The sequence below is a fragment of the Psychrobacter sp. NPDC064578 genome, from assembly GCF_044901245.1.
Taxonomy (GTDB): Bacteria; Pseudomonadota; Gammaproteobacteria; order Pseudomonadales; family Moraxellaceae; genus Psychrobacter; species Psychrobacter cibarius_C.
In genome coordinates this window covers 103,615-125,950 of the sequence record NZ_JBJDPI010000001.1, presented here as the reverse complement: position 1 = coordinate 125,950, position 22,336 = coordinate 103,615, and the positions used below count along the sequence as shown (strand labels likewise).

General features: G+C 42.6%; 17 protein-coding genes. 11 read left to right on the top strand and 6 right to left on the bottom strand.

Annotation, left to right across the window (positions count from 1 at the left end; all coding sequences use genetic code 11):
* The first annotated feature begins 266 nt into the window (after positions 1 to 266).
* The 9 genes from ACI2JM_RS00475 (at position 267) to ACI2JM_RS00435 (ending at position 9,503) form a co-directional block, all read left to right on the top strand.
* Entirely contained in the window at positions 267 to 752 is a 486-nt protein-coding gene (locus ACI2JM_RS00475) for a Tfp pilus assembly protein FimT/FimU (protein ID WP_404641315.1), read from the top strand.
* Positions 749 to 1,399 carry a type IV pilus modification protein PilV gene (gene pilV / locus ACI2JM_RS00470; RefSeq protein WP_404641313.1) on the top strand — a complete coding sequence of 217 codons (651 nt, stop codon included), beginning with the start codon at positions 749 to 751 and terminating at the stop codon, positions 1,397 to 1,399. The genes ACI2JM_RS00475 and pilV overlap by 4 nt, the downstream gene beginning before the upstream one ends.
* Positions 1,399 to 2,376, top strand: coding sequence for a PilW family protein (locus ACI2JM_RS00465; RefSeq protein WP_404641311.1), 978 nt, complete (start codon positions 1,399 to 1,401; stop codon positions 2,374 to 2,376). The genes pilV and ACI2JM_RS00465 overlap by 1 nt, the downstream gene beginning before the upstream one ends.
* Before the next feature lie 22 nt (positions 2,377 to 2,398).
* The gene (locus ACI2JM_RS00460; RefSeq protein WP_060490345.1) at positions 2,399 to 3,229 is read left to right on the top strand and encodes a PilX N-terminal domain-containing pilus assembly protein; all 831 of its coding nucleotides are present in this window, start codon (positions 2,399 to 2,401) and stop codon (positions 3,227 to 3,229) included.
* A gap of 148 nt (positions 3,230 to 3,377) precedes the next feature.
* Entirely contained in the window at positions 3,378 to 7,070 is a 3,693-nt protein-coding gene (locus ACI2JM_RS00455; protein ID WP_404641309.1) for a pilus assembly protein PilY, read from the top strand.
* 111 nt (positions 7,071 to 7,181) lie between these two features.
* Positions 7,182 to 7,742, top strand: a complete 561-nt coding sequence (locus tag ACI2JM_RS00450; RefSeq protein ID WP_404641307.1) for a type IV pilin protein — start codon at positions 7,182 to 7,184, stop codon at positions 7,740 to 7,742.
* The gene (locus tag ACI2JM_RS00445; RefSeq protein WP_404641305.1) at positions 7,742 to 8,191 is read left to right on the top strand and encodes a type IV pilin protein; all 450 of its coding nucleotides are present in this window, start codon (positions 7,742 to 7,744) and stop codon (positions 8,189 to 8,191) included. The genes ACI2JM_RS00450 and ACI2JM_RS00445 overlap by 1 nt, the downstream gene beginning before the upstream one ends.
* Before the next feature lie 319 nt (positions 8,192 to 8,510).
* A complete protein-coding gene (locus tag ACI2JM_RS00440; protein ID WP_404641303.1) occupies positions 8,511 to 8,972 on the top strand; it encodes a pilin in 462 nt (153 codons plus the stop codon).
* Positions 8,973 to 9,140: 168 nt separating this feature from the next.
* Positions 9,141 to 9,503 (top strand): prepilin-type N-terminal cleavage/methylation domain-containing protein, encoded by a 363-nt coding sequence (locus ACI2JM_RS00435; protein ID WP_404641301.1) that lies wholly within the window; start codon positions 9,141 to 9,143, stop codon positions 9,501 to 9,503.
* Positions 9,504 to 9,614: 111 nt separating this feature from the next.
* On the opposite strand, the gene fdxA is transcribed toward ACI2JM_RS00435, so the two are convergent.
* Positions 9,615 to 9,938: a ferredoxin FdxA gene (gene fdxA / locus ACI2JM_RS00430; protein ID WP_055123496.1), complete on the bottom strand. Its 324-nt coding sequence runs from the start codon at positions 9,936 to 9,938 to the stop codon at positions 9,615 to 9,617.
* A gap of 206 nt (positions 9,939 to 10,144) precedes the next feature.
* On the bottom strand, positions 10,145 to 13,276 hold the full coding sequence (gene mutS / locus ACI2JM_RS00425) for a DNA mismatch repair protein MutS (RefSeq protein ID WP_404641299.1): 3,132 nt from the start codon (positions 13,274 to 13,276) through the stop codon (positions 10,145 to 10,147).
* A 506-nt stretch (positions 13,277 to 13,782) separates the two neighbouring features.
* On the opposite strand from mutS, the gene secA reads away from it, so the two are divergent.
* On the top strand, positions 13,783 to 16,560 hold the full coding sequence (secA, locus tag ACI2JM_RS00420) for a preprotein translocase subunit SecA (protein WP_404641297.1): 2,778 nt from the start codon (positions 13,783 to 13,785) through the stop codon (positions 16,558 to 16,560).
* Positions 16,561 to 16,847: 287 nt separating this feature from the next.
* Positions 16,848 to 17,381: a hypothetical protein gene (locus ACI2JM_RS00415; protein ID WP_404641295.1), complete on the top strand. Its 534-nt coding sequence runs from the start codon at positions 16,848 to 16,850 to the stop codon at positions 17,379 to 17,381.
* Between the two features lie 72 nt (positions 17,382 to 17,453).
* Here the strand turns inward: ACI2JM_RS00415 and ACI2JM_RS00410 are convergent, their stop codons facing one another.
* From ACI2JM_RS00410 to ACI2JM_RS00395, 4 genes are all read right to left on the bottom strand, one after another.
* Complete coding sequence (locus ACI2JM_RS00410) at positions 17,454 to 18,095, bottom strand: YsnF/AvaK domain-containing protein (protein ID WP_404641293.1); 642 nt, start codon at positions 18,093 to 18,095, stop codon at positions 17,454 to 17,456.
* 261 nt (positions 18,096 to 18,356) lie between these two features.
* Entirely contained in the window at positions 18,357 to 19,205 is an 849-nt protein-coding gene (locus tag ACI2JM_RS00405; RefSeq protein WP_404641292.1) for a DUF2382 domain-containing protein, read from the bottom strand.
* A 428-nt stretch (positions 19,206 to 19,633) separates the two neighbouring features.
* Positions 19,634 to 20,815 (bottom strand): thiolase family protein, encoded by a 1,182-nt coding sequence (locus ACI2JM_RS00400; RefSeq protein ID WP_404641290.1) that lies wholly within the window; start codon positions 20,813 to 20,815, stop codon positions 19,634 to 19,636.
* Between the two features lie 96 nt (positions 20,816 to 20,911).
* A complete protein-coding gene (locus ACI2JM_RS00395) occupies positions 20,912 to 22,270 on the bottom strand; it encodes a homoserine dehydrogenase (RefSeq protein ID WP_404641288.1) in 1,359 nt (452 codons plus the stop codon).
* Between the last annotated feature and the right edge of the window lie 66 nt (positions 22,271 to 22,336).

Sequence of the window (22,336 nt, the reverse complement as noted above, 5' to 3'; positions counted from 1 at the left end):
AAATATGATGCTTATCACTCAATAGCATTGCTTATAAAATGATAGTTTCTAAATAGCTTGCATAACTGTTATGGCTATTGTTATTTCTATGCAAAACTTTTGTTAAACATTATGGAACACAAATTGCAGCATTTTGATCAAATTACAATAAAAAGACTGGCAAAAATGATATGAAAATATGAATTCATTGTTAGTTTTTTGGTCCAGTATTGGTATTGGACAAACAATAGTTATTATAAAATTGCCGTTATAAATAGGAATTTGATGTGAACGCATCTACAAATAATCTACCACTTACGCTACGAACAACCAACTCAGGATTTACCCTGATTGAACTGATGGTAACGATTGCTGTGCTTGCGATTATTGTCGGTATTGCCGCCCCCAGCATCAGTAATCAGTTGGCTAATCAAAGAGTGAAGTCAACGACTGCGACGCTCGTTAATGTACTAAAAGAAGCTAAGGTAGAGAGTGTGATTCGGCGACAGGAAGTTGAGTTATCTTATGATAATAACGGTAGTAATACAGGTAAAATAGAACTTGAAGATGACGATTCAACGTTTGCTAATTACGGTTATGACGCCAAAAGTACTATTAATTCTGATAATAATAATATCGAATTTAAGCCAAATAAAACGGCAGATGCAATGACGTTTACGATTTGTGATGATAATAAAAGCATTAGTCCGCGTCAAATTTTAGTTAGTGCCATCGGGGTTATCACCATTCAGTCAGGGGGAACATGCTCATGAAAAAATTTGGTCAACAGCATGGTGTAGGTCTGGTTGAAGTTTTAGTCGCTGTATTACTCTTGTCTGTTGCTGTCTTAGGTTTTAGTGCCTTACAAGTGCGAGCGGTCAGCGCCACTGATGAGAGTCTTGTCCGTACTAAATCACTGACGCTCGTTCGAAATCTGGCTGAGATTATGCGTGCTTATCCTGAGGCTTATGTCACAGGCGGCGGCGCTGCTTTCGTCAGTGTTACACCTGACACCGCGCTTGCTATACCTACTATCCAAGCCATTATCAGCAGCACTGCAACTGACAATATTAAGGTTGATACAAAAACCATAAGCCGTAATGGTGCTAACAACTGCTTATCAAATGGCACAACGACTAATGCTGATAGTAAAAAAATTCCAAATAAACTATGTAACATCAGCCAACTGGCAACTCGTGACGCATTGATGGTCAAACAGTTAGCAAAAGATGAAGGTGTGGAGCTTGCCGTGGTTACTTGTCCAGGGACGACCAAACAAGCTATTCAGCAGCAAATGTGTATTGTCACTGCATGGAACGGTACCAAAGCACTATTAGATGATACAGACGTTAAAGCCTGTGCTGGTGCTAATGGTGTTTATAAAACAGGCAGTCAGTGCCTAATATCGGAGGCGTATTAATGTATATTTACAGTAATAGAAGCCATCCTTATCACACTTCGCCTTCTTCTGCCTCAGGATTTACGCTTATTGAGCTGATGATTTCGTTAGTCTTAGGTTTACTGATATCTGCCGCAGTAATACAGGTTTATATCATTAGTACCCGTACCGTGACCGTACAGCAGGGCGCCTCAGAAGTTCAAGACAGTACAATATTTGCATTACAAACCCTAGAAGATCAGATTCGTATTGCCAATTTAGGAAACCCTATTACCAATGTTAACGACACCACAAGAAATGGTGGGATTGTTTTAACAGGTAATAATTTAGGAGACAGTAGCTACGCTAATACTGGTTATCTTACGGTCAGTGCTGGTCAGACAGGAACGAAGGGTACCAACGGTTGGACAGGCATATCAAATACGAATGTTGCTAGCGATCAGCTGACTATTCAATATAAAAATATTACGCAAAATGCTTTGTTTGACTGTGAGGGTGCAGAGATTGTTGCCGGTAGTAGCGATTGGGTTATTGAGCGCTACTTTGTGCGCCCAGTAGCAGGAAAAACAGCAGTAACAGGTTCACAAAACTTAGTGTTGGCTTGTGATGCGGGACGTTTGAGTAGTGCAGGTGTTATTAGTGATTTGGGTGATAATGGTGAGGTAATGATACCGGCTATTGACCAATTTAAGGTGCTATTAGGGACGCTAACAGATGTAAATAATTTAACGTATCTGCCATCAAGTATTTATCTCAATTTAGATAAACCTTTACTCACGGATAAGCCTGCAATCACGACAGTCAAAATTGGTGTCATCGTTCGTAGTAGCACGCCACTAATCAGTAGTGTAGACAAAACTGACTTTAGCGTATTTGGCACAGCACAGACATTAAAAACCGAGAACACTAAATATTATCGCCGCAGTTATGAGTCAACAAATTTATTGCGTAACGCTCGTGTTATGTCGGTAACTGGTATGACATCTAGTAGCAAGTAGCACCACAAAAAAAGAGGACAACATGTCAAATATACCTCATCACCAGTCCCTTAAAAGCTCTGTATCAACACAGCAAGGCGCTGTACTAATTGTAGTGCTATTGTTTTTAGTGTTGATCATCTTGGTCGGTGCTATCGCGGTTAAACAAAGTACCACTGATTTGCGCCTAGCAACTAGCGATCAAATAAACACCTTGCTATTGCAATCGGCAGACAATGCCAATCAAAATATCGAGCAAGGGGTCAACGGTAGTAGTGATGCTGAGGTATATACCGATATGCTATCGCGTGGCGGGCCATTTGGACACTTTATTCTAGATACCAATAGCGCTGAACATGAATACATATTTTGTTTTCGTCCACGTGGACGCTTCTTTGATATTAATAAAACCACTATTAACACAGAAAACGGCGGTAATATTTTAGGCAATGATATTGGTTACTGCAATCCATCAGCGCCTGCCGACTATGTCAGTGATCGTAATGCGAGCATGACTCAAGTAAACGTTTCATTGACGGCGCCAAGTGCTAGCAATGAAGCATTTAGTAGTTATACGATTGGACAGGACAGCAGCGAGATATCAAGCCAAGCGTTTATGTTCGATATCACTAGTACTGCGATACTACCAGCCTATTCTGGCAAAACAGATGCTGCCAAAGACTGTTTTAAAAAGACCAGTCGAGTAGGAACAGTGACGGATGCTGAAGATGCTATTGGCGGCTGTATGATAGAAGAGGGTGTGCCCAATACTGTGTTATATGAAGTAGCCAATGTAGAAAACTTGTCATTACGTGAGAACTGTGTCGACTTTGGTAAAGGGAAAGGCGTTGTTTGTACCCTTCCTACTACCTAGTTTGCTGTAGTTAAGTATAGATAGCAGTATCGAGTCGTTTAAAGTTGTTAGAGCACGCCTAATAGTAAGCATATTATTGTTAAATGGCAATTGAATGACTGCTAATGATTATCCGCTCGATAGCTCAATCCATTTAAGGAGTCAGCCCATGAAAAACTTACAGAATAACAGCTTTAGTCGACGCACATGGCCTATCAAGTTGCTATCGGCAGCAGTGGTTATCGGTATGACAGGTACTATGGTACAGGCGGCTAACCCCAATCATAAACCTATTGGTGATTTAGAGATTTATACACCTGCCAAGCCAGGTACAGCGACTCTATTTATGATGCTTGATATCTCAGGAAGTATGGGAGATAGCTTTATAAGTCAGGATTATGGAAGCAAGTATAGTAACTGTAGCTCATCTAACGTCAGTGAAATTAAATCTGAAAAAATTCGCTCTGTTATTTATAAACGCAAGTATAAACGTACGATAACAGGTGATTTGTTTAGAGATGATGATGGCAATTTGGTAAAAATTAAAGACCTTGATAATATCTATAAAGAATATAGCTTTACACCTAAAGGTTGCACTAAAAGCAGTCCTGCGCGATACTCCAGACTTGTGCGTTTACAAGTAGCACTCATCGAGTTGTTAGCAGATGAAGTTTATAAGACAGGAACAGATGGTAGTTTGAAAAAGACGGGTTCATTAGAAGATGATTATGAAGTAGGTATAGGTAGTTATACTGATAGTGATGGTAGAGTTAGAGTGCCTACTCGAGCACTGACCCCTGAGCAACGTGCAGAACTAATTGAGAGTGTTGAGGGGTTGAGAGCAGGTGGTGGTACCCCAAGTGCTTATGCATTAGCAGAGTCTGGCGCTTACATGATGGGTACTACTACTTATTCTTGGAGTACCAGAAATAATAGTGGATTTAAAGATTCTATCAGTAGCTCTAAAGATGGAGATAATTATATATCACCATTAAGCACTAATGAATGTAGTGGTAATGGTATTTACTTATTAACAGATGGGGTGCCTAATAATACTGATGGTAAAGATTTAATGAATTTATCCCTAAAAGGCGGTACAAAGCCTTTATCTGTTGGTAGTTGTAATGGGTTAACAGGTGGTGCGTCTAATGCTTGGGGATGTATGGGAGATTATGCAGCATTACTACGCAATCCTGTAAATAATAAACTTAATCTATCTATTAAAACCGCAACAGTAGGTTTTGGTTCAACATTTGCTGGATTAACAAAGAAAAAGACAATTATTGTTAACGGTGAGTCAAAAGAAATTATTGATTGCGATAGTGGTAACGTAAATGACAATACGCGTAACCTTTGTAAGCTTGGTGAGCGTAGAGGTGATGCGGATACCAAAACCTTCGGTGATGGCGGTTTTTACTATACTGAAGAATCTGAGGATATTGCCAATAGTATTGTCGACTTTGCATCAGGTTTAGTGCAAATTATCAATACGGCACCGTCAGGTACGATTACTATCCCTGATGACCCATATCGCGCCTCTAACCAGCTAGCTTATGCTTATTTACCGATGTTAAATCCTGAAGTTGCTACCTCGGACAGCATTTGGAAAGGCAACCTCAAAAAATATAAGCTAGATCAGGGCACTTTATTCGGCAATGGTAGTAAGTTACTGTACAAAGATATTGCTGGTAACTTGGACGAAAACACCCAAGATGTATGGCAAAAAACCAATTTTACCGTAGATGGAAAAGTAGCCAACAACAATATCACAGCGGGTGGTGTCTATGCTCAATTAAAATCACCAAGCTCAGGTCTTAGTAGTTTACGCACCCTTTATGTGGAAGACTATACTTCAAAGGATAGTAAGATACCGACTTTACGTAAAGTTAGTGTTGATGGTAATGGTAAACCGCAAGGGTTCGATCAGCTGATAGATACAGGTACTTATACAGAGATTAATAAACGCCGTTTACTCAGCTTTTTAGGATTTGACGTAGTATTAACTGACAATGGAAAAGAAACAGAGGTTGAAAAACTAAAGCTTAGTAAGCCCACTAAAGAAGTGAAAGTGTTGGGCGGTGTTGTCCACTCAAAGCCTGCCGCAATCTCTTATAGTGCTACCTTAGATGATAACGGTCGTATTACCAATACCCGAGATGATTACGTATTATTTGGCTCTATGGACGGTGCGCTACATGTAGTCGATGCCGATAAAGGAGAAGAGACCTACGCTATCATTCCTAAGAAAATGCTGGAAGATCAGCCAACGGCATTGGTTGATAACTCAAGCAAAGCCAAAGTTGGTGAACCTTACTTTGGCGTAGATGCCCCTTGGTTGGTGGTCACTGATTATAATTATGACTTGGCTGCCAAACGGGTGAAGGTTGATGCATCGTCTGGCAAAGGTATGTTTGCCTATGGTGGCTTACGTATGGGCGGTGAAGCATTCTACGGTATGGATATCACCGATAAAGCAACCCCAAAAGTAATGTTTACTTTGACTTCAGAAGGGCGTAACAACGCCACAGGTAATAATGATTTTGCGCGCCTAGGTCAAATCTGGAGTAAGCCAACGGCTGCCAAAATTCGCCTGAAAAAGGACGACAAACCCACCAATGTCCTTATATTTGGTGGCGGTTATGATATGGCCTATGAAAATGATGAATATATGGCTACTACAAAGGCACCAGCCAAAGGCAACGCCGTCTATATGATTGATGCCAATGATGGTAAGTTATTATGGTCGACCAGTGGCGAAACTGGCGGTAGTTCAAATACTAAAACAGCGGACATGATCCATAGTATTACGGGCGAGATTGCCGTACTGGATAGAGACAACGATGGTCTAATGGATCATATATACGTGGCTGACTTAGGTGGGCAAGTATTTCGTGCAGATTTTGAAAATGCCCGCCCTGAGAAGTTTGGTTTTGAAGCCGTAACTAAATTCTCAAATAAGCGTGTCACGCGCGTATTAAATAGTAAGCCGAGTGGCAAACCTGCCTATCGTTTTTATGAGCGCCCAGTGGTCAGTTTCTATCGTAACCAAAGCACTGGCAGTAATAATGGTCAGTTATTTGCACTAGTGAACGTTATATCAGGCAATCGCAGTGCACCACTCTCGACATTACGTAGTGATAACGCTTATGCAAACCGCGTATATGGCATTATTGATAACGATGTGACTAATGCAGACCTCTATAAGAGTGATTTTACAACTTCTGTAAAAGACATAACCGAGAGTAAGCTAACCAATCTAGCCACGGCGCTAGGTAGCGCTCCAAATGAAGCCGCAAAAATCGCTGCTAAGTCAGCAATGGTAGAGGGTACCAAGCAAGGCTGGTACTATCCGTTAACTCGCTTTGATGGCTACAATAATGTCCGCTACAATAAAGGCGTAGGCGACAGTGTGGTCATTAACAATCTACTGTATACCACGGTTTATAACCCCGATAAGCTCTATGGCACTGTTTCAAGCTGTTCTGCAAAGATATCAGGCGGATCAGAGCGTCAGTTATACTGCCTACCTTATGGCGTCTGTATGGAAGCCAGCTCAGGAACAGGTACAGGTGGCTATTTACCTGCAGGTCAAGGCATCCAAGAGCTGACATTGGGTGCTTATAATGAGGAAAATACTGACCTCAAAGTACTCATTGGTAATAGGACTATTACTGAACGCGCGTTAGAAATCAATCGAGCTGGTTATGGCACAGACACCTTTAAAAACGATAGTAATATCAAAGATTTATATCCGGGTGAGGGAAGTCGTCCGACACAAGTCGGTGGCGACGGTACTGCTGGCGAGTATATCTTTAATGAGCGCTATACGATGCAGCCACGTATATGGTATGAACGTAAATAGTAGCGCCACTCACTAAGATTGGCACAGCACTAATGACACTGTATGGATATAGTCGCACTACAAAGAATGAGTAGTGCGACATATTTATGATTAGATTATGGGACGTCACACATGACCAAGATAAGAGATACGATCACAGCAAATGGTGCTCGCGGTTTTACGCTGATAGAGCTGATGATTGTCATCTTCATTATATCGATACTGGCCGCCGTTGCTATCCCAAGCTATCGCCGTTACGCAGTGCTGAACGCTGAGCGTGAGACACAAGCCAAAATGCAGCAATTACAGATACAGCTTGAGAGTTGGCGCTCTAAAGCACTAAGCTATAAAGGCTTTCAACCGCAGAAAATTGATACGAGCAATAAAGTCACTTATGCCTATGCAGAGAAAGATAATAAAACCATCTATGTACCGGATGGCAGCGATGCGTCCAACTACCGATATAAGATTACCCTCGTCGATGGCGGTGATACGAGTAAGTCGTTAGTATCGACAGGGTTCTCTATCACTACTGGTCGCACGTGGAAGATGTTAGCAATACCAAATACTTCAGGACCTGCAAAGGGTGGCAGTACGATCATGCTAAGCAGCAACGGCATACGCTGTGCGCATAAAACCAATACGATAGCTATTGCTGATGTCAACTGCGGTACCAACGAGGAAACTTGGTGATGATAGTCAATATAATACAGGATAGGCCAGTCCAAAGATCAGCCTCGCAGCGAGGCTTTACTTTGGTTGAAGTCATGATTGTCGTCGCTATCTTAGGCGTACTCGCTGCCATCGCCTACCCAAACTATCAGCGCTATGTCATAAAGTCTAAACGCACGGATATGATGAGTGAGCTACATAATGTCGCGGCCGAGATTCAAAGCCGTAAACTGATCCAAGGTAGTTATAGCAATGCTTTGACTACTGGGCTGGGTGGTGATTATCCCAAGCAAGGCAATGCGCTCTATACCATCAGCTTTACCCCCAACCCGCTCACTTCCGAGTGGCGCATCATTGCCACGCCAAAAGCTGGCAGCCAAATGGCAAGTGATGGAACACTCAGTCTCAATTATCAAAATAGTAAGTGTCGCGGCAGCGTCTGCGGTACTGGAGATGATTGGAATGACTAGAAAAACATCTCTATTTCTAAATAAAGCTGACAAAAATTGTCAATAAGACTTACCTTTTGCTACCTATAATAGGTTAACTGACAATTTTCAGCAGCTTAAGCGTAACATTAACTGTCAGTTACTATTAGACTCATCATTTGTTATGCAAAAATAGTAATAATAATCGTGTACTTAGCACGCATGTACATTATAGCCATAAGTTTTGGCACGTTATATGCAGCATCTATTACAAGAGAAACAAACATATTATATTACTAAAGATAAAATGCGGCTGTATCAATAGCAGCTACTTATCTTTATATACCCTAAAGGAGTTCATATGAACACTGCTCAAAAAGGTTTTACCTTAATCGAACTAATGATCGTTATCGCTATTATCGGTATCCTAGCTGCAATTGCTATCCCTGCTTACCAGACATATACTGCTAAATCTCAAGCCTCTGCAGGATTAGCTGAAATCGCTGGCGCAAAAACTGGTTATGAGGTTAGCCTAAATGAAGGGAAGGAAATCACTGGTTTAAAGCAAATCGGACTGAATGCAACTTCAACAGCACGTTGTTCAGAACTCTCTACAACTACCTTTGATGCTACAGGTGCGGCAACAGATGCTATTTCTTGTAAATTAAAAGGTTCACCTAAAGTCGCAGACAAATATATTTCTCTTAGCCGTACTGCCGCTGGTGGTTGGACTTGTACAACAAGTGCAGCATTCGATCCAGAATATTTACCTACCGAATGCACAGTGGGTACTGCTACTGTAGGTGGTATAACTACCCTTTAGTTTGTCAAGGATGTGATATACAAATCATCTATTACTGTGTTGTCAAAAAGCCAAACATTTAGTTTGGCTTTTTTATATTTTGAAAATAGTAGGTATTATTGAAAGAGTGGAGAACTTGGTATGATTTCTGCTTTATAAATTTAAAATTAGTTATATTTTAGGTAAATTATGTCTTGTTGCCAGTTGCAAAAGGGATTTTCTATAATAGAACTAATGATTACTGTTGCTATCATTGGTATTTTATCTGCTATCGCTGTACCCAGTTATAAATTATATGTGAGTAAGGCTCAGAGCAACGCATGTTTATTAGAAGTTAAAGGCTATAGTAACGATGTTGTATATATGCTTAATGATCAAAATGACATTACGCTACCAACTGTGCTAAATCCAAATGCATGTGCATCCATTACTGATGCTACAGGGTGGACATTGGAAACCCAACAAAAGATATTTGCTATTGCTAAACCACCTTCGAATGCTTATATTGAATGTGATATTCCTAATGGTGCACCTTGTCACATATTACCTTAAATTTATATTTTATTTGTTCACACATATAAAAACCACTTAACAGCTCTCTATTTGATAACCATTAGGTGGTTTTTTATTATCTCAGTATGTTGAGCGGTTTTAAAATACTATCTACTTCTCTAAATATTGAATCTTACCTTCCACGCCATCCCACTTTTCAGCTTCTGGCAACTGACCTTTCATCTCGGTGATATTAGGCCATTTTTGCGCCAGCTCTTCGTTTAGCTGGGTGAACATCTCTTGTCCTTTTGGTACTTCATCTTCTGAGAAGATGGCATTGGCGGGACATTCAGGCTCGCATAGTGCGCAGTCGATGCACTCATCAGGATCGATGACGAGGAAGTTCGGGCCTTCATAAAAGCAGTCCACAGGACAGACTTCCACACAGTCGGTGTATTTGCAAAGAATGCAGTTATCTGTAACGACAAAGGTCATAGTGAGGTCTACCTGTTATTGGATTGGCTGATATAGTTCATCCCTTTTAAAAGAGTTACTGTGCTCACCGTGCTTGAAGTATTATTGATACATCTGCACTTGGTTGCCATGATTTTCTTTTAAATTGAATCAACGATAAGGGCTACATAGAATAGTTGGAAAATAAGGCACATTTTAACGCCTTTACGACTAATTGACAATTCCCTTTAATGACTAATGATTTTCTTCAAATGATAGAGTAAATCATGCGCTTGCTTTGGCGTTAAGGTATCAGGATCAATCGCGCTAAGTTCATCCTGTAAGCTAAACAGCTGATTTTGTTGTGGAATGTTATTCATTATTTGAGATTTATTGGTGGTTTTTATATCGACTTTCTCTATCTCATGACCATTCATATGATCGCATTTATCATTTACTGACTTAGCTAATTCATTTTTGTCATCAAGAGTTCTCACGTTTTCTACCCTGCTAGGGTCTAATTTTAAGTTATCTGCTAAGTAGCGCTTGGCATCATCTAGTACTTGGGTAGGAATCCCTGCCATTTTTGCCACATGCAGACCAAAGCTAGAGCTTGCTGCACCATCTTTGATTTGATGCAGTAGTAACAGTTGACCGTCGATTTCACTGGCAGCGACATGGACGTTGCGGATAAGTTTGTCATTGCTGCCACTACTTTCTTTATAGTTTTCCGCCAATTTTGTCAGCTCAAAATAGTGAGTGGCAAATAATGTCAGGCAGCCAATCTCTAGTAGTCGATTGACGCAAGCATGAGCGATTGCCAAACCGTCAGTGGTCGCTGTGCCGCGTCCGACTTCATCCATCAGCACCAACGATTTATTGGTTGCTTGATTGAGAATATTGGCCGTTTCAATCATTTCCACCATAAAGGTTGACTTACCGCCCGCCAAATCATCAGCTGAGCCAATACGGGTAAAGATACGGTCGATATCGCCAATATGCGCACGCGCTGCTGGCACAAAGCTGCCGCAATGAGCGAGCAGGACAATCAATGCAGTTTGGCGCATATAGGTTGATTTACCACCCATATTAGGACCAGTAATCATTAGTAGGCGCTCAGGGTTTTCATGACTGCCCAATGCACAATCATTAGCGACAAAATGGCTGCTATGCTTAGCAGGAGTATTGCTGTGAGTATGAACAGGGTTTAGTGCGGCTTCGACGACGACATGACGACCTGCTTTGATATCGATACTGGTTTGACTGCCAGTATTGGATCTATTTATATTCTCTGAATTATTACTCATGACTGGACGCTGCCAGTTATAAATAGTTGCAAGCTGTGCCCAATTACTGAGCACATCTATTTGCGCAACCGCAGCGCTGAGTTGTTGCAGTTCGGCTAAATGGTTACTAAGTTCAGTTAAGAGTTCGTGATACAGCTGCTTTTCACGAGTCAATGCTAAGCTTTGCGCGCTTAGATATTCTGTCTCAACTTCTTTTAGCTTATCAGTGATAAATCGCTCGCTGCTCTTCAGCGTTTGCCGACGGATAAAATGTGCTGGTGCATTCTTTGCTTGCATTTTGGGCAATTCAAAATAAAAACCACTGACCTTATTAAAACCCACTTTTAGACTGGGTAATTGACTCTCTAAACGTGCGCGCTCGACCATTTCATCCAAAGTCACTTGAATATTGTCATGTAAATGAGTCAGGCGATCAAACTCAGCATCAAAACCTGCGGCGAGCATGCCACCATCACGGATATGAGCAGGCGGCTCGGCAATAATAGCGCGCTCAATCAGCTCAGCGACCGACTGTATGGCAGGTAACTGCGCAGGCAATTGCTGCATTAGCATCGGCAACAGTCCTGCCTGCTCATGGCGAATACCTGCATTTGTCAGTAGCGTCGTAAGCTGGGCGCTACTAGCAATACCCTCAGCAAGTTTACGCAGGTCACGCGGCTTGGCACTCATTAGCCCAATACGGCTACTAATACGTTCAATATCGCCGATAGCGTTTAAGGTTTCGCGTATGTTTTGAACGGATACGCTATTTTCTAGGTGTTGAGCAGAATATTCAGTATTGACAGAGAGATCACTGTTCTTTAGTAAACTAGCTATCGCATCTAGGCGCAAATTGATACGCGCATGCTGACGTAGTGGGCGTTTCATTTGCTGCACCAGTAAGCGTCGACCCATCGGCGTTTGACAATGATTGAGGACAGATATCAATGAGGTACCATTGCTGCTAACGGGTGTAAATAGCTCAAGATTTTGCTGACTATTGGCATCAATAATTAAATAGTCGTCACTGTACTCAACGATCAGCTGATTAAGTTGTGGCACATGACGCTGCTGGGTTTGCCGCGCATAATGTATGAGCGCCGCACAGCTAGATTGGGCAAGAAGTGCGTCATTGATTCCTAGTCCATCGAGGCGTTGCACGTCAAACTGCTGGCAAAGGGTCGCGTTGGCATGCTCACGGTGGAAGTCATTTGCCGCCACTGCGATAATCGGACAGTCGAGATGTTGACGTAGCCACAGCAGCCAATCTTCGCCGATACGGTCGTTAAGTGCTTCGCTAACGATACATTCACTAGGCGCAAAGCGTGCCAGCACCGTCAGCATTTGCGTTTGTAATTCTTCAATATCGTCATGGCTGTTATTAGAGATGGCGCTAAGCGTTTGCGTGGTTAACGTTCCAGCGGCTAAATCCATTTGGCTAATGGCAGCGTGCACAGGTTGTTTGCTGTTCGATTTAGGTATTTCGATATCAATGGCGACCACAGTTGGCGTATGATTGGGCGCAATTAAAGCATCATCAGTAATCGTCCCTGCGGTCAGCGTTTTAACTACTTCACGGCGCATAATACTGCCAGCAGCAGATTTACTTTTATCTTTTTTCTGCTTATCGCCCATCGTCGGAGCATTGGAAGGATTATTTGCATTGTCAGTGCCAGTGGCTGATTCGTCAATTTGCTCACACACAACGACGGTTTGCCCAGCAGCTATCAACCTTGCCATGTAGCTATCGGCCGCATGAAAAGGCACACCTGCCATGGCAATGGTATTGCCTGCTTTATCCGTACCACGGCGAGTCAAGGTGATGTCTAATATTTGTGCCGCGCGCTTGGCATCATCAAAAAATAACTCATAAAAATCACCCATGCGGTACAGCAGTAACGCTTGTGGATAGTTGGCTTTCATGGTTAGATATTGCACCATCATCGGCGTATGATCTGCCAAATGATAAACGGTATCGCCTACCATCAACTGATCAGCGGTCAAAGGTGTCGCGGTCTGTTGTTTTGATATTGCGTACTTCGACGGAGTAGGTTTGGCGGCGTTAAGGTTTTGAGCGGATGGCTTAGCGGTCATGCAGAGTCTCTTATAATGCTTCAATGGGTTTTTAGTCAGCTGGCGTTAAATGGACGACGGTATATACAGATCAGCGTAAAAAAATAGATGAGAAAAACACTCGCTTATGAGTGGTTAATTTGCAAGATTCTGGTTGATTTTTACCAAAATAGCTTTATTAAAGGGTCATCATAGCGCGCAAATTTAGCAGTCGAAAAACTAAGAAGTGTGAAAGTGTAACTACTATTTTAGCACGTCCAGCCGCGCTTTTACGTCGGCAAATATCTACTCGCTGCCCTTGTATCCATCGGCGTCATAACCATATATAATGACGTCACACTTAATTGGGCGATACTTCATTAGGCGACACTTCATTAGGCAGTACCTTATTAATCAGTGCTTTGTTAAGAGGTGCTTTGTTAACAAAAGGTACTTAGTCAGGTGATGACTGTAATGACAAGGCGGCAGCGGGCGAAGCTTTGGCTAATGCGCACTAATTATCGAATATTTCCATAGGTCAAAAAATTATGTTATCAAAGATTATAGGCAATGTGGTTGGCACTAAAAATGACCGCGAATTAAAGCGCATGCGCAAAGTGGTCAGCAAAATCAACGCACAAGAGGCTGCGGTACAAGCCCTGTCTGATGAGCAATTACAACAAAAAACCGAAGAGTTTAAAGCACGCCACCAACAAGGTGAAAGCTTAGATGCACTACTACCAGAAGCGTTTGCCGTCTGCCGTGAAGCGTCATTACGCGTCAATGGTATGCGTCATTATGATGTGCAGCTGATCGGTGGTATCACCTTGCACGAAGGCAAAATCGCTGAGATGAAAACGGGCGAAGGTAAAACCCTAATGGGTACTTTGGCGATGTACCTCAATGCCATCAGTGGTAAAGGTGTCCATCTGGTTACGGTCAACGATTATTTAGCGGCGCGTGATGCTGAATTGAACCGTCCATTATTTGGCTTTTTGGGCATGACCGTCGGTGTCATTTATTCACAACAACCGCCGCAAGAAAAAATCGATGCTTATCAAGCGGATATCACTTACGGTACCAATAACGAATACGGCTTTGATTATCTGCGCGATAACATGGTCTTTAGTTTAAAAGAGAAAAAGCAGCGTCCATTAAACTTTTGTATTATTGATGAAATTGACTCTATTTTAATCGATGAGGCTCGTACGCCGCTGATTATCTCAGGTCAAGCCGAAGATTCTTCACGTATGTACGCGCTGATTAATACCATTATCCCGGTGCTGATTCGCTCAAAAGACGAAGAGGCCAATAAGAATAATGAAGAAGAAGATTTTTGGATTGATGAGAAGAACCGTCAAATCGAAATCAGTGAAAAAGGCTATGAAAAAATTGAGCGCTTCTTAATCGAAGTCGGTGAGTTGGGTGAAAATGAAAGTTTATACAGCCCAAGCCGTTTGCCATTATTGGCTCACGTACAAGCTGCCATTCGTGCCCATCATGTATTTGTTAAAAACGTTCATTACATCGTCGATGATGGTGAAGTGGTTATCGTTGATGAAAACACCGGTCGTACCATGCCGGGTCGCCGTTGGTCAGAAGGTCTGCATCAAGCGGTAGAAGCCAAAGAAAACGTCGAAATTCAAGCAGAAAACCAAACGCTTGCGACCACGACGTTCCAGAACTACTTCCGTTTGTATGAAAAATTATCAGGCATGACAGGTACCGCTGATACCGAAGCAGCAGAATTTAAATCAACTTATGACTTAGATGTCATCGTGATTCCAACGCACGAGCCGATTGCTCGTATCGATATGGATGACCAGATTTTCTTAACCAAGTTAGGTAAATACAAAGGTATCATTCGCGAAATCAAAGAGATTCAAGCCAAAGGTGCCCCAGTTTTGGTTGGTACGGCGACGATTGAAGCCAGTGAAGAGTTGTCTTACTTGCTCGATCAAGAGGGCGTCAAGCATAACGTCCTAAACGCCAAACAACACGAGCGTGAAGCCGAAATCATCGCGCAGGCAGGTAGTCCAAAGGCTGTGACGATCGCGACCAACATGGCAGGTCGTGGTACCGATATTATCCTTGGTGGTAACTGGCAGTCGTTTATTGAAGATATCGATTCGGTTAGTCCTGAAGAAATGGCACGCCTAAAAGCAGAATGGCAAGTCAAGCATGACCAAGTGGTTGCGGCTGGTGGTTTGCATATCATTGGTTCTGAGCGTCATGAATCACGTCGTATCGATAACCAGCTACGGGGTCGTGCCGGTCGCCAAGGCGATCCTGGGATGTCGCGTTTCTTTTTATCGCTCGAAGATGACTTGATGCGTATCTTTGCTGGTGACCGCGTCGTAAATATGATGCGTGCCATGGGTCTTAAAGAAGATGAAGCCATTGAGCATAAAATGGTCTCAAAATCGATTGAAAATGCCCAAGGTAAAGTAGAAAGCCGCGATTTTGATGCGCGTAAAAATCTGTTGAAATATGATGACGTCGCCAATGAACAGCGTAAAGTGATCTATGGTCAGCGTGATGACTTGCTAGCAGAGATGGACTTGCTTGAAGCCATTGAGATTATGCACGAAGAAGTTTATAACGCCATGATTAACCAGTTTATTCCACCAGGTTCTATCGATGACCAATGGAATATTGATGGCTTAGAAGACGAGCTTGAAAATGAATTTAAGATTGCGATGCCGATCAATGATTGGCTCGATGAAGATCGCCGCTTAGACGAAGAAGGCTTACGTGCCAAAATCATCCAAACAGCTATCGATCGCTATCATAGCCGCCGTGAGCAGATGGGCGAAAAAGATGCTGCCCAGCTTGAGCGTCACTTTATGCTACAGAGCTTAGACAAGCATTGGAAAGAGCATTTAACGCAAATGGATCAGCTGCGTAAAGGCATTCATCTGCGTGGTTATGCACAGAAAAACCCTGAGCAAGAGTATAAGCGTGAATCATTTGAGCTGTTCCAAATGATGCTTGGCGCAATTAAATCTGAGACCGTTCAAGATTTATCACGTGTCCATATTCCGACTAAAGAAGAGCTAGAAGCGCTGGAAATACAGCAGCGTGAGAATGCTGCTCATATGCAAATGCAGTTCGAGCATAGTGATATTGATAATATGGATAGCGGAGCTGAAAAAGCCGCCGCGCAAAATCGTAATCTTGCTGGTAGTGTGGTCGCAGGTGCTATTGTGGGTAGTGGTAGTAATGCCAACGAGGCAGACCCATACGCTGGTATGAATATCAGTCGTAACGCCCCATGCCCTTGTGGTTCAGGTCTTAAGTACAAGCAATGTCATGGTAAAATATAGCATTCATAAGCGAATATTGATAATAAATAGCTAAGCATTGCTGCTGATATATCTTTAATATTCGTTAGTATCAAAAGCCCTTATCTAAAGTAGATAAGGGCTTTTCTGTATTTGCTCACATTCTTTGTCTCTAAATTATCTTGAATCGACTATATTATTTGTAGATAGTAAAGTTGACTCTTCACAAACGTGTTGGCTATATTTTGTATTGATTAATTACAAATTCAACATAGGCGTGAATTTATGGACACGTTATAGTGTTTAACATATTCATTGGGGAAAGTGTTATGACTATAGAATTATTAAAAAAATTGCGCACTTCTGTGGCGCTGACTGGCCTACTTGCTGGCGTCCTGACACTTAGTGCTTGTCAGCAACAGTCAGACACAGAAGCGGGTATAGATGATGGTGCTCATAGCGAAGAAACGGTGCCGATGTCCGCTGAACCTGCTGAGCCTAATGAGGTGGTTGTCGATACAGCGGATGCATCGCTCAGTGAAGTACAGGATGATACCGTAGCTTCGGTAAATAGTGGCGTCAGTCAAATAGCTTATCTTTGCTCACCTGAGCTGAAAGTTAATGCAACTTATAAAGAAGATGCCAAGCAAGTAGTCATCGCGACTGATACGGGTACGGTGACATTAAATAAAACCAATGATGCCAGTAATCCAGAAGTGTTCGAAGTAGCAACCGCTATTGATGGCAGTCAGGGCTTTACCCAGTGGCGTGTAGCACACGAAGCGCGTGAGACGGGTGTGATGCGTACAGCAGGTACAGATGCGGCGAATGTCAGCACTTATGAATGTAAAAAAACCTCATAATAAGTAAGCAATCAAGAAAAAAGCAACGATAACGTTGCTTTTTTTATGTCTGGTTTTAATGAGTCAGCAAAATTATTTATGAGGAGGGGCGCTAGACTCATGTGCCAAAAACCCTTCTTCCTTCACATCTAATTCTTCATGCTTAAGCACTACTTGGATACTATCTGTATGGGTATGAGTGGTTTTATTGATATCGATTTCTTGGATAGCATAAGTGTCTTTAGTAATGGTAGCCACTTGACGTGATAGGACAATTTCAATCGGTTCATCACCAATTTCAATCTTTTTGCCATTCACGGTAACGACCGCCTTGCTATCTAACGATGGCTCGACATGGCGCAATATATCCTTTTCATCATAATTGCCTGACAATAAGTCCTGACTTTTCGCATCGTGGTATTCAGTGCGAATAGTAATATATTCTTCTACCAACTCAATAGGCACATCAATGGTCTTAGTACGAGCGTGCTTGGTCACCGTTACTTTACCAACATCTAAACGCTCTTTGTTGATGACAGGACGCTCTTCTAATAGCTCCAAGTGTCCAACATTATGATTGCTCTTATCTATGTTATTACTGCTTATGCCATTAGCTACTGTGCCATTATGAGTATCAATTGGGGCAGTTATAGCGTTTGGTGTCACTTGCTTGTTATGTAAACTCTCTTGTAGAAAGCTATCGTTTTGGATGCTGTCGTCGTGATTGGTAGTCATCATAATGTCCTTATCTTTAAGAAATAATCGTTATACAATATTTAAAAGTCGTTTTTGCAGATTTTGCAAGGTTAGCATTATCAGATGTCATTAAGTATTTTTAATTCCTAAGTATTTTTGAGTGTAGTAAGCAAAAAAAGACCAGAGGCATGCTCTGGTCTTAATTCACTAAGTAAAAATACTTAGCTGCTTATTACGGTCATGTATTGCTCGGCGATCTTATTTTTTAATGACAGCCAAACAGTATGACGGTTTAGCGTATTACATACCACGAGCGCGGCGTACGTCTTCTGCAGTAATACCATCACGGTCGATTATGTTACCTTCGCGGTCTACTACGTTACCATCGCGATCGATATCCAATTCTTCACGTTGGATAGTCTCAACGATAGTTTCAGTATGACGTTCAGTGGTTTTACCGACGTTCACTTCTTCAGATACGTAAGTGTCTTTACCAACGCGGGCACGTTCAGCCTCTAGTTCAACCTCAATGGTTTGATTACCATTAATGTCACCGATACGGCGATCTGTTGGACGATCTACGTTAGTACGCTGGATATTAGCGTGCTCTTCTTCTAGCTCAACATCGACATTGCGCTCTTCGGTCACTATATGCTTACCAACTTTAACCAAGCCTGCCACGATACGATCTTTATTGACGGTCAAGCGCTCTTCTAGTAGCTCTAGTGTATTTGGTGCGTCATAGGCATGGTCTGCAATCTCCATACGCTCTGCAACTGGAACTGTATCAGCGACAAATGCTTGACGATCCTTTTGATACTGATCTTTGTAGCTATACTGATAATCATGGTCATATACTTCCATGGCATCGACTTGAGACTTGGTCAAGCTGTCAAAGAATACGTCATCACCAACGATACGTGCCAAACCTGCTGGTACTAACACTTCTTTTGAACTGAACCAACCGCCTGCATCAACGATCAAATAACGAATGCGACCAGTGGTATCTTCTACTAATGCACCTTCAATTTTACCGATTTTTTCTTCATTGACGCCATAAGCAGTTTTACCTGTTGGGTCATAATAATCATCACCGATTAAATCTTTATGAGTAGCTTGAATATCTTTTAAACGAATTAGTTGGCTCATTGTTGTCTTCCTTTTTTATGAGTTAATCATTATTAATTATGTTAAAAACAATCGTTGTTTTGGAAAGGTTAAATTTCTAGTAAAAATATTTTTATAATAAAAGGTGTAGCAAGCCATGTGAGTAGCCTCTACATCGACTTGTAAGAATCTTAACATCATGATTTTCGATGAGATATATGAGCAAGGTAGCAAAGTGTGCGCTTGAAGTAATTGCGTGTAATAGGCTGTAAGTGGCATAACATAGCTGGGGTCAAAGATTAACGTGTCTTTACACAGAGCAATATTCCTAGCTTATTTAAGAGTCATAGACACAGAAAAACCGCAAAGCAAATAGCGATGCGGTTCCTGATATGTTGAAAATTTTATAATAAACGATAATTATAGAGGTGAATTTAATATAGCAATCGATTAATTAATCTGCTTGAGTATCAAGCAAGTTCAATAGCAACAGCCACGGCTTCACCGCCACCAATACAAAGTGTCGCAATACCTTTTTTGCCGCCAGTACGCTTGAGAGAGTTGATAAGCGTGATCAAGATACGAGCACCTGAACAGCCTACTGGATGACCGAGTGCACAAGCGCCGCCTTCAACGTTTACTTTGGCATGGTCGATTTTTAGCTCGTCCATCGCCGCCATAGTGACCATTGCAAACGCTTCGTTGATTTCCCATAAGTCAACATCAGCGACTGACCAACCAGCACTAGCTAATACTTTTTCAATTGCACCAATCGGAGCAATGGTAAATTCGCTTGGGTGACGAGAGTTTGATGCGGTTGCAACGATACGCGCTTGATAATCAAGGCCTTCAGCTTTTGCTTGCGATTCTTTCATGACCACAACCGCTGCCGCACCGTCTGAGATTGAGCTGGCGTTTGCTGCCGTGATGGTGCCGTCTTTAGCGAAGGCTGGACGTAGAGTAGGGATACGCTCAGCATTAGCAAGCGCGGGTTGCTCATCGGTATCGACGGTTTGCTCGCCTTTACGGGTTTTAAAAGTCACTGGCGTGATTTCATCTTTGAAGTGGTCGTCTTTGATAGCAGTGAGCGCACGATTTAGCGATTCTATAGCAAACGCATCCATTTGCTCACGGGTATAGCCCTTTTCATCGGCCATTTCCTGTGCGAACATACCCATCAGTTTGCCAGTTTCAGCATCTTCTAAACCGTCTAGGAACATATGATCTTTGACTTCTTTATGTCCCATACGGTAGCCGCCACGTGACCCTGGCATGATGTATGGCGCATTGGTCATTGATTCCATGCCACCAGCGACTGCCACATTGAAACTACCAGCTTTGATGCCATCATGTGCTTGCATGACTGCTTTTAGCCCTGAACCACAAAGCTTGTTAATAGTGACAGCGCCAGTCGCATCAGATAAACCTGCATTACGCATCGCTTGACGCGCAGGGCCTTGACCCAAGCCTGCGGTTAAGATACAGCCCATAATGACTTCGTCAATACTATCGACCGCCACACCTGAGCGTTCGACAGCGGCTTTAATAGCAGCACCACCAAGTTCCGTTGCGCTCATGTCTTTTAGTGCGCCTTGGAAGCTGCCCATTGGAGTACGGGCGCCGTTTAAAATTACAATTGCATCATTTGACATCGTTATTATTCCTTTTTACGTATTTTAAATGAGTTTGTTTTAATTAAAACCAAACGCGGACTAGATAGCATCTTTTAGGCTCAATAACTGCAGGCTTTATGCTAGCTCATCTAAGCGAATGCGTACTACTTTATCAGTAATGGTCTCTAGTTTTTCAATTTTTTCGATGGCTAGATTCATCTGACTTTCAATCACGGGCAGCGTCAAAATAATAACCGGAACTTGACCAACTTTGTGCGCAGGTTTTTGTAAAATCGCATCGATATTGATACCAGCATCGCTTAGAATGCGAGTAATATCTGCCAACACACCAGGGCTGTCATAAGCATGTACGCGCAGATAATAACCGGTAATCATCTGCTCAGCGCGCAATATGGGCGTGTCTGATAGCTGCTCAGGGATAAATGCTAAATGCGGCACATGGTGACCGTGGTTGTTTTGATTACTGTTACTTTCACCGTTACGGTCTTTGCTACCTAGAACACGCACCAAATCCATTACATCGGCCATCACCGCAGAAGCCGTCGCACCAGCGCCAGCACCATCACCGCAATATAACGTCTGTCCAAGCGGATGAGAGTTGACCAACACCGCATTTTTTACGCCATTGACGTTGGCGAGTAACGCATCCTGCGGAATTAGCGTTGGATGCACGCGTAGTTCGATACCAGAAGCCTCATCATTACCTTGACCATCACGGCGTACGGCAAAGCCCAAATGCTTGATACGGTAGCCAAGCTCTTCCGCATAGTTGACGTCTTGTAAGGTGATACCAGTGATGCCTTCACAGTAGACCTTGTCAAATTGCAGCGGAATACCAAAGGCGATAGAGGCGAGTAATGCCAGTTTATGAGCCGCATCAATACCTTCGACATCAAAGGTCGGGTCTGCTTCTGCATAACCCAATTCTTGTGCTTCGCTCAACACGTCGGCAAACGGGCGACCTTTGTCACGCATTTCGGTCATGATAAAGTTGCCAGTACCGTTGATGATACCTGCTAGCCAATCGATTTTATTGGCAGCGAGTGCTTCGCGCATGACTTTAATAATGGGGATACCGCCTGCGACTGCTGCTTCATAAGCGACATGGACGTTATGCTCTTCAGCGAACGCAAAAATTTCATTGCCATGCTCTGCCAATAGCGCCTTATTTGCAGTCACCACATGCTTGCCGTTCTTAATGGCGTTCATAATTACGTCTTTGGCAAGGGTCGTACCGCCAATCACCTCGACGACGATATCGACATTGTCGCTTGCAGCAGTTGCCATCAAGTCACTGTTTTGTACAATATTGGGATCAATATCATCACGATGACGGCGCGTACCAACTTCGGTAATGATAATGTCGCGTCCGCTACGGCGTTTTAGCTCATTTAAGTTGTCATTGATTAGATTGATCACGCCCGTTCCGACGGTGCCCAGACCAAGTATCGCTAGTTTGATGGAATTACTCACAGTATCCTCAAGAGGTTAAATATAATGAACCAATGATAACGCTGTCATAGAGTCAAATGCACATGC

Excerpts from the sequence above, each read along its gene's own strand:
- ACI2JM_RS00465 (WP_404641311.1), top strand. The coding sequence starts at position 1,399 with ATGTATATTTACAGTAATAGAAGCCATCCTTATCACACTTCGCCTTCT.
- ACI2JM_RS00460 (WP_060490345.1), top strand. The coding sequence starts at position 2,399 with ATGTCAAATATACCTCATCACCAGTCCCTTAAAAGCTCTGTATCAACA.
- ACI2JM_RS00435 (WP_404641301.1), top strand. The coding sequence starts at position 9,141 with ATGTCTTGTTGCCAGTTGCAAAAGGGATTTTCTATAATAGAACTAATG.
- ACI2JM_RS00410 (WP_404641293.1), bottom strand. The coding sequence starts at position 18,095 with ATGACTACCAATCACGACGACAGCATCCAAAACGATAGCTTTCTACAA.
- ACI2JM_RS00450 (WP_404641307.1), top strand. The coding sequence starts at position 7,182 with ATGACCAAGATAAGAGATACGATCACAGCAAATGGTGCTCGCGGTTTT.
- ACI2JM_RS00445 (WP_404641305.1), top strand. The coding sequence starts at position 7,742 with ATGATAGTCAATATAATACAGGATAGGCCAGTCCAAAGATCAGCCTCG.
- ACI2JM_RS00455 (WP_404641309.1), top strand. The coding sequence starts at position 3,378 with ATGAAAAACTTACAGAATAACAGCTTTAGTCGACGCACATGGCCTATC.
- mutS (WP_404641299.1), bottom strand. The coding sequence starts at position 13,276 with ATGACCGCTAAGCCATCCGCTCAAAACCTTAACGCCGCCAAACCTACT.
- fdxA (WP_055123496.1), bottom strand. The coding sequence starts at position 9,938 with ATGACCTTTGTCGTTACAGATAACTGCATTCTTTGCAAATACACCGAC.
- pilV (WP_404641313.1), top strand. The coding sequence starts at position 749 with ATGAAAAAATTTGGTCAACAGCATGGTGTAGGTCTGGTTGAAGTTTTA.
- ACI2JM_RS00415 (WP_404641295.1), top strand. The coding sequence starts at position 16,848 with ATGACTATAGAATTATTAAAAAAATTGCGCACTTCTGTGGCGCTGACT.
- ACI2JM_RS00440 (WP_404641303.1), top strand. The coding sequence starts at position 8,511 with ATGAACACTGCTCAAAAAGGTTTTACCTTAATCGAACTAATGATCGTT.
- ACI2JM_RS00405 (WP_404641292.1), bottom strand. The coding sequence starts at position 19,205 with ATGAGCCAACTAATTCGTTTAAAAGATATTCAAGCTACTCATAAAGAT.
- secA (WP_404641297.1), top strand. The coding sequence starts at position 13,783 with ATGTTATCAAAGATTATAGGCAATGTGGTTGGCACTAAAAATGACCGC.
- ACI2JM_RS00400 (WP_404641290.1), bottom strand. The coding sequence starts at position 20,815 with ATGTCAAATGATGCAATTGTAATTTTAAACGGCGCCCGTACTCCAATG.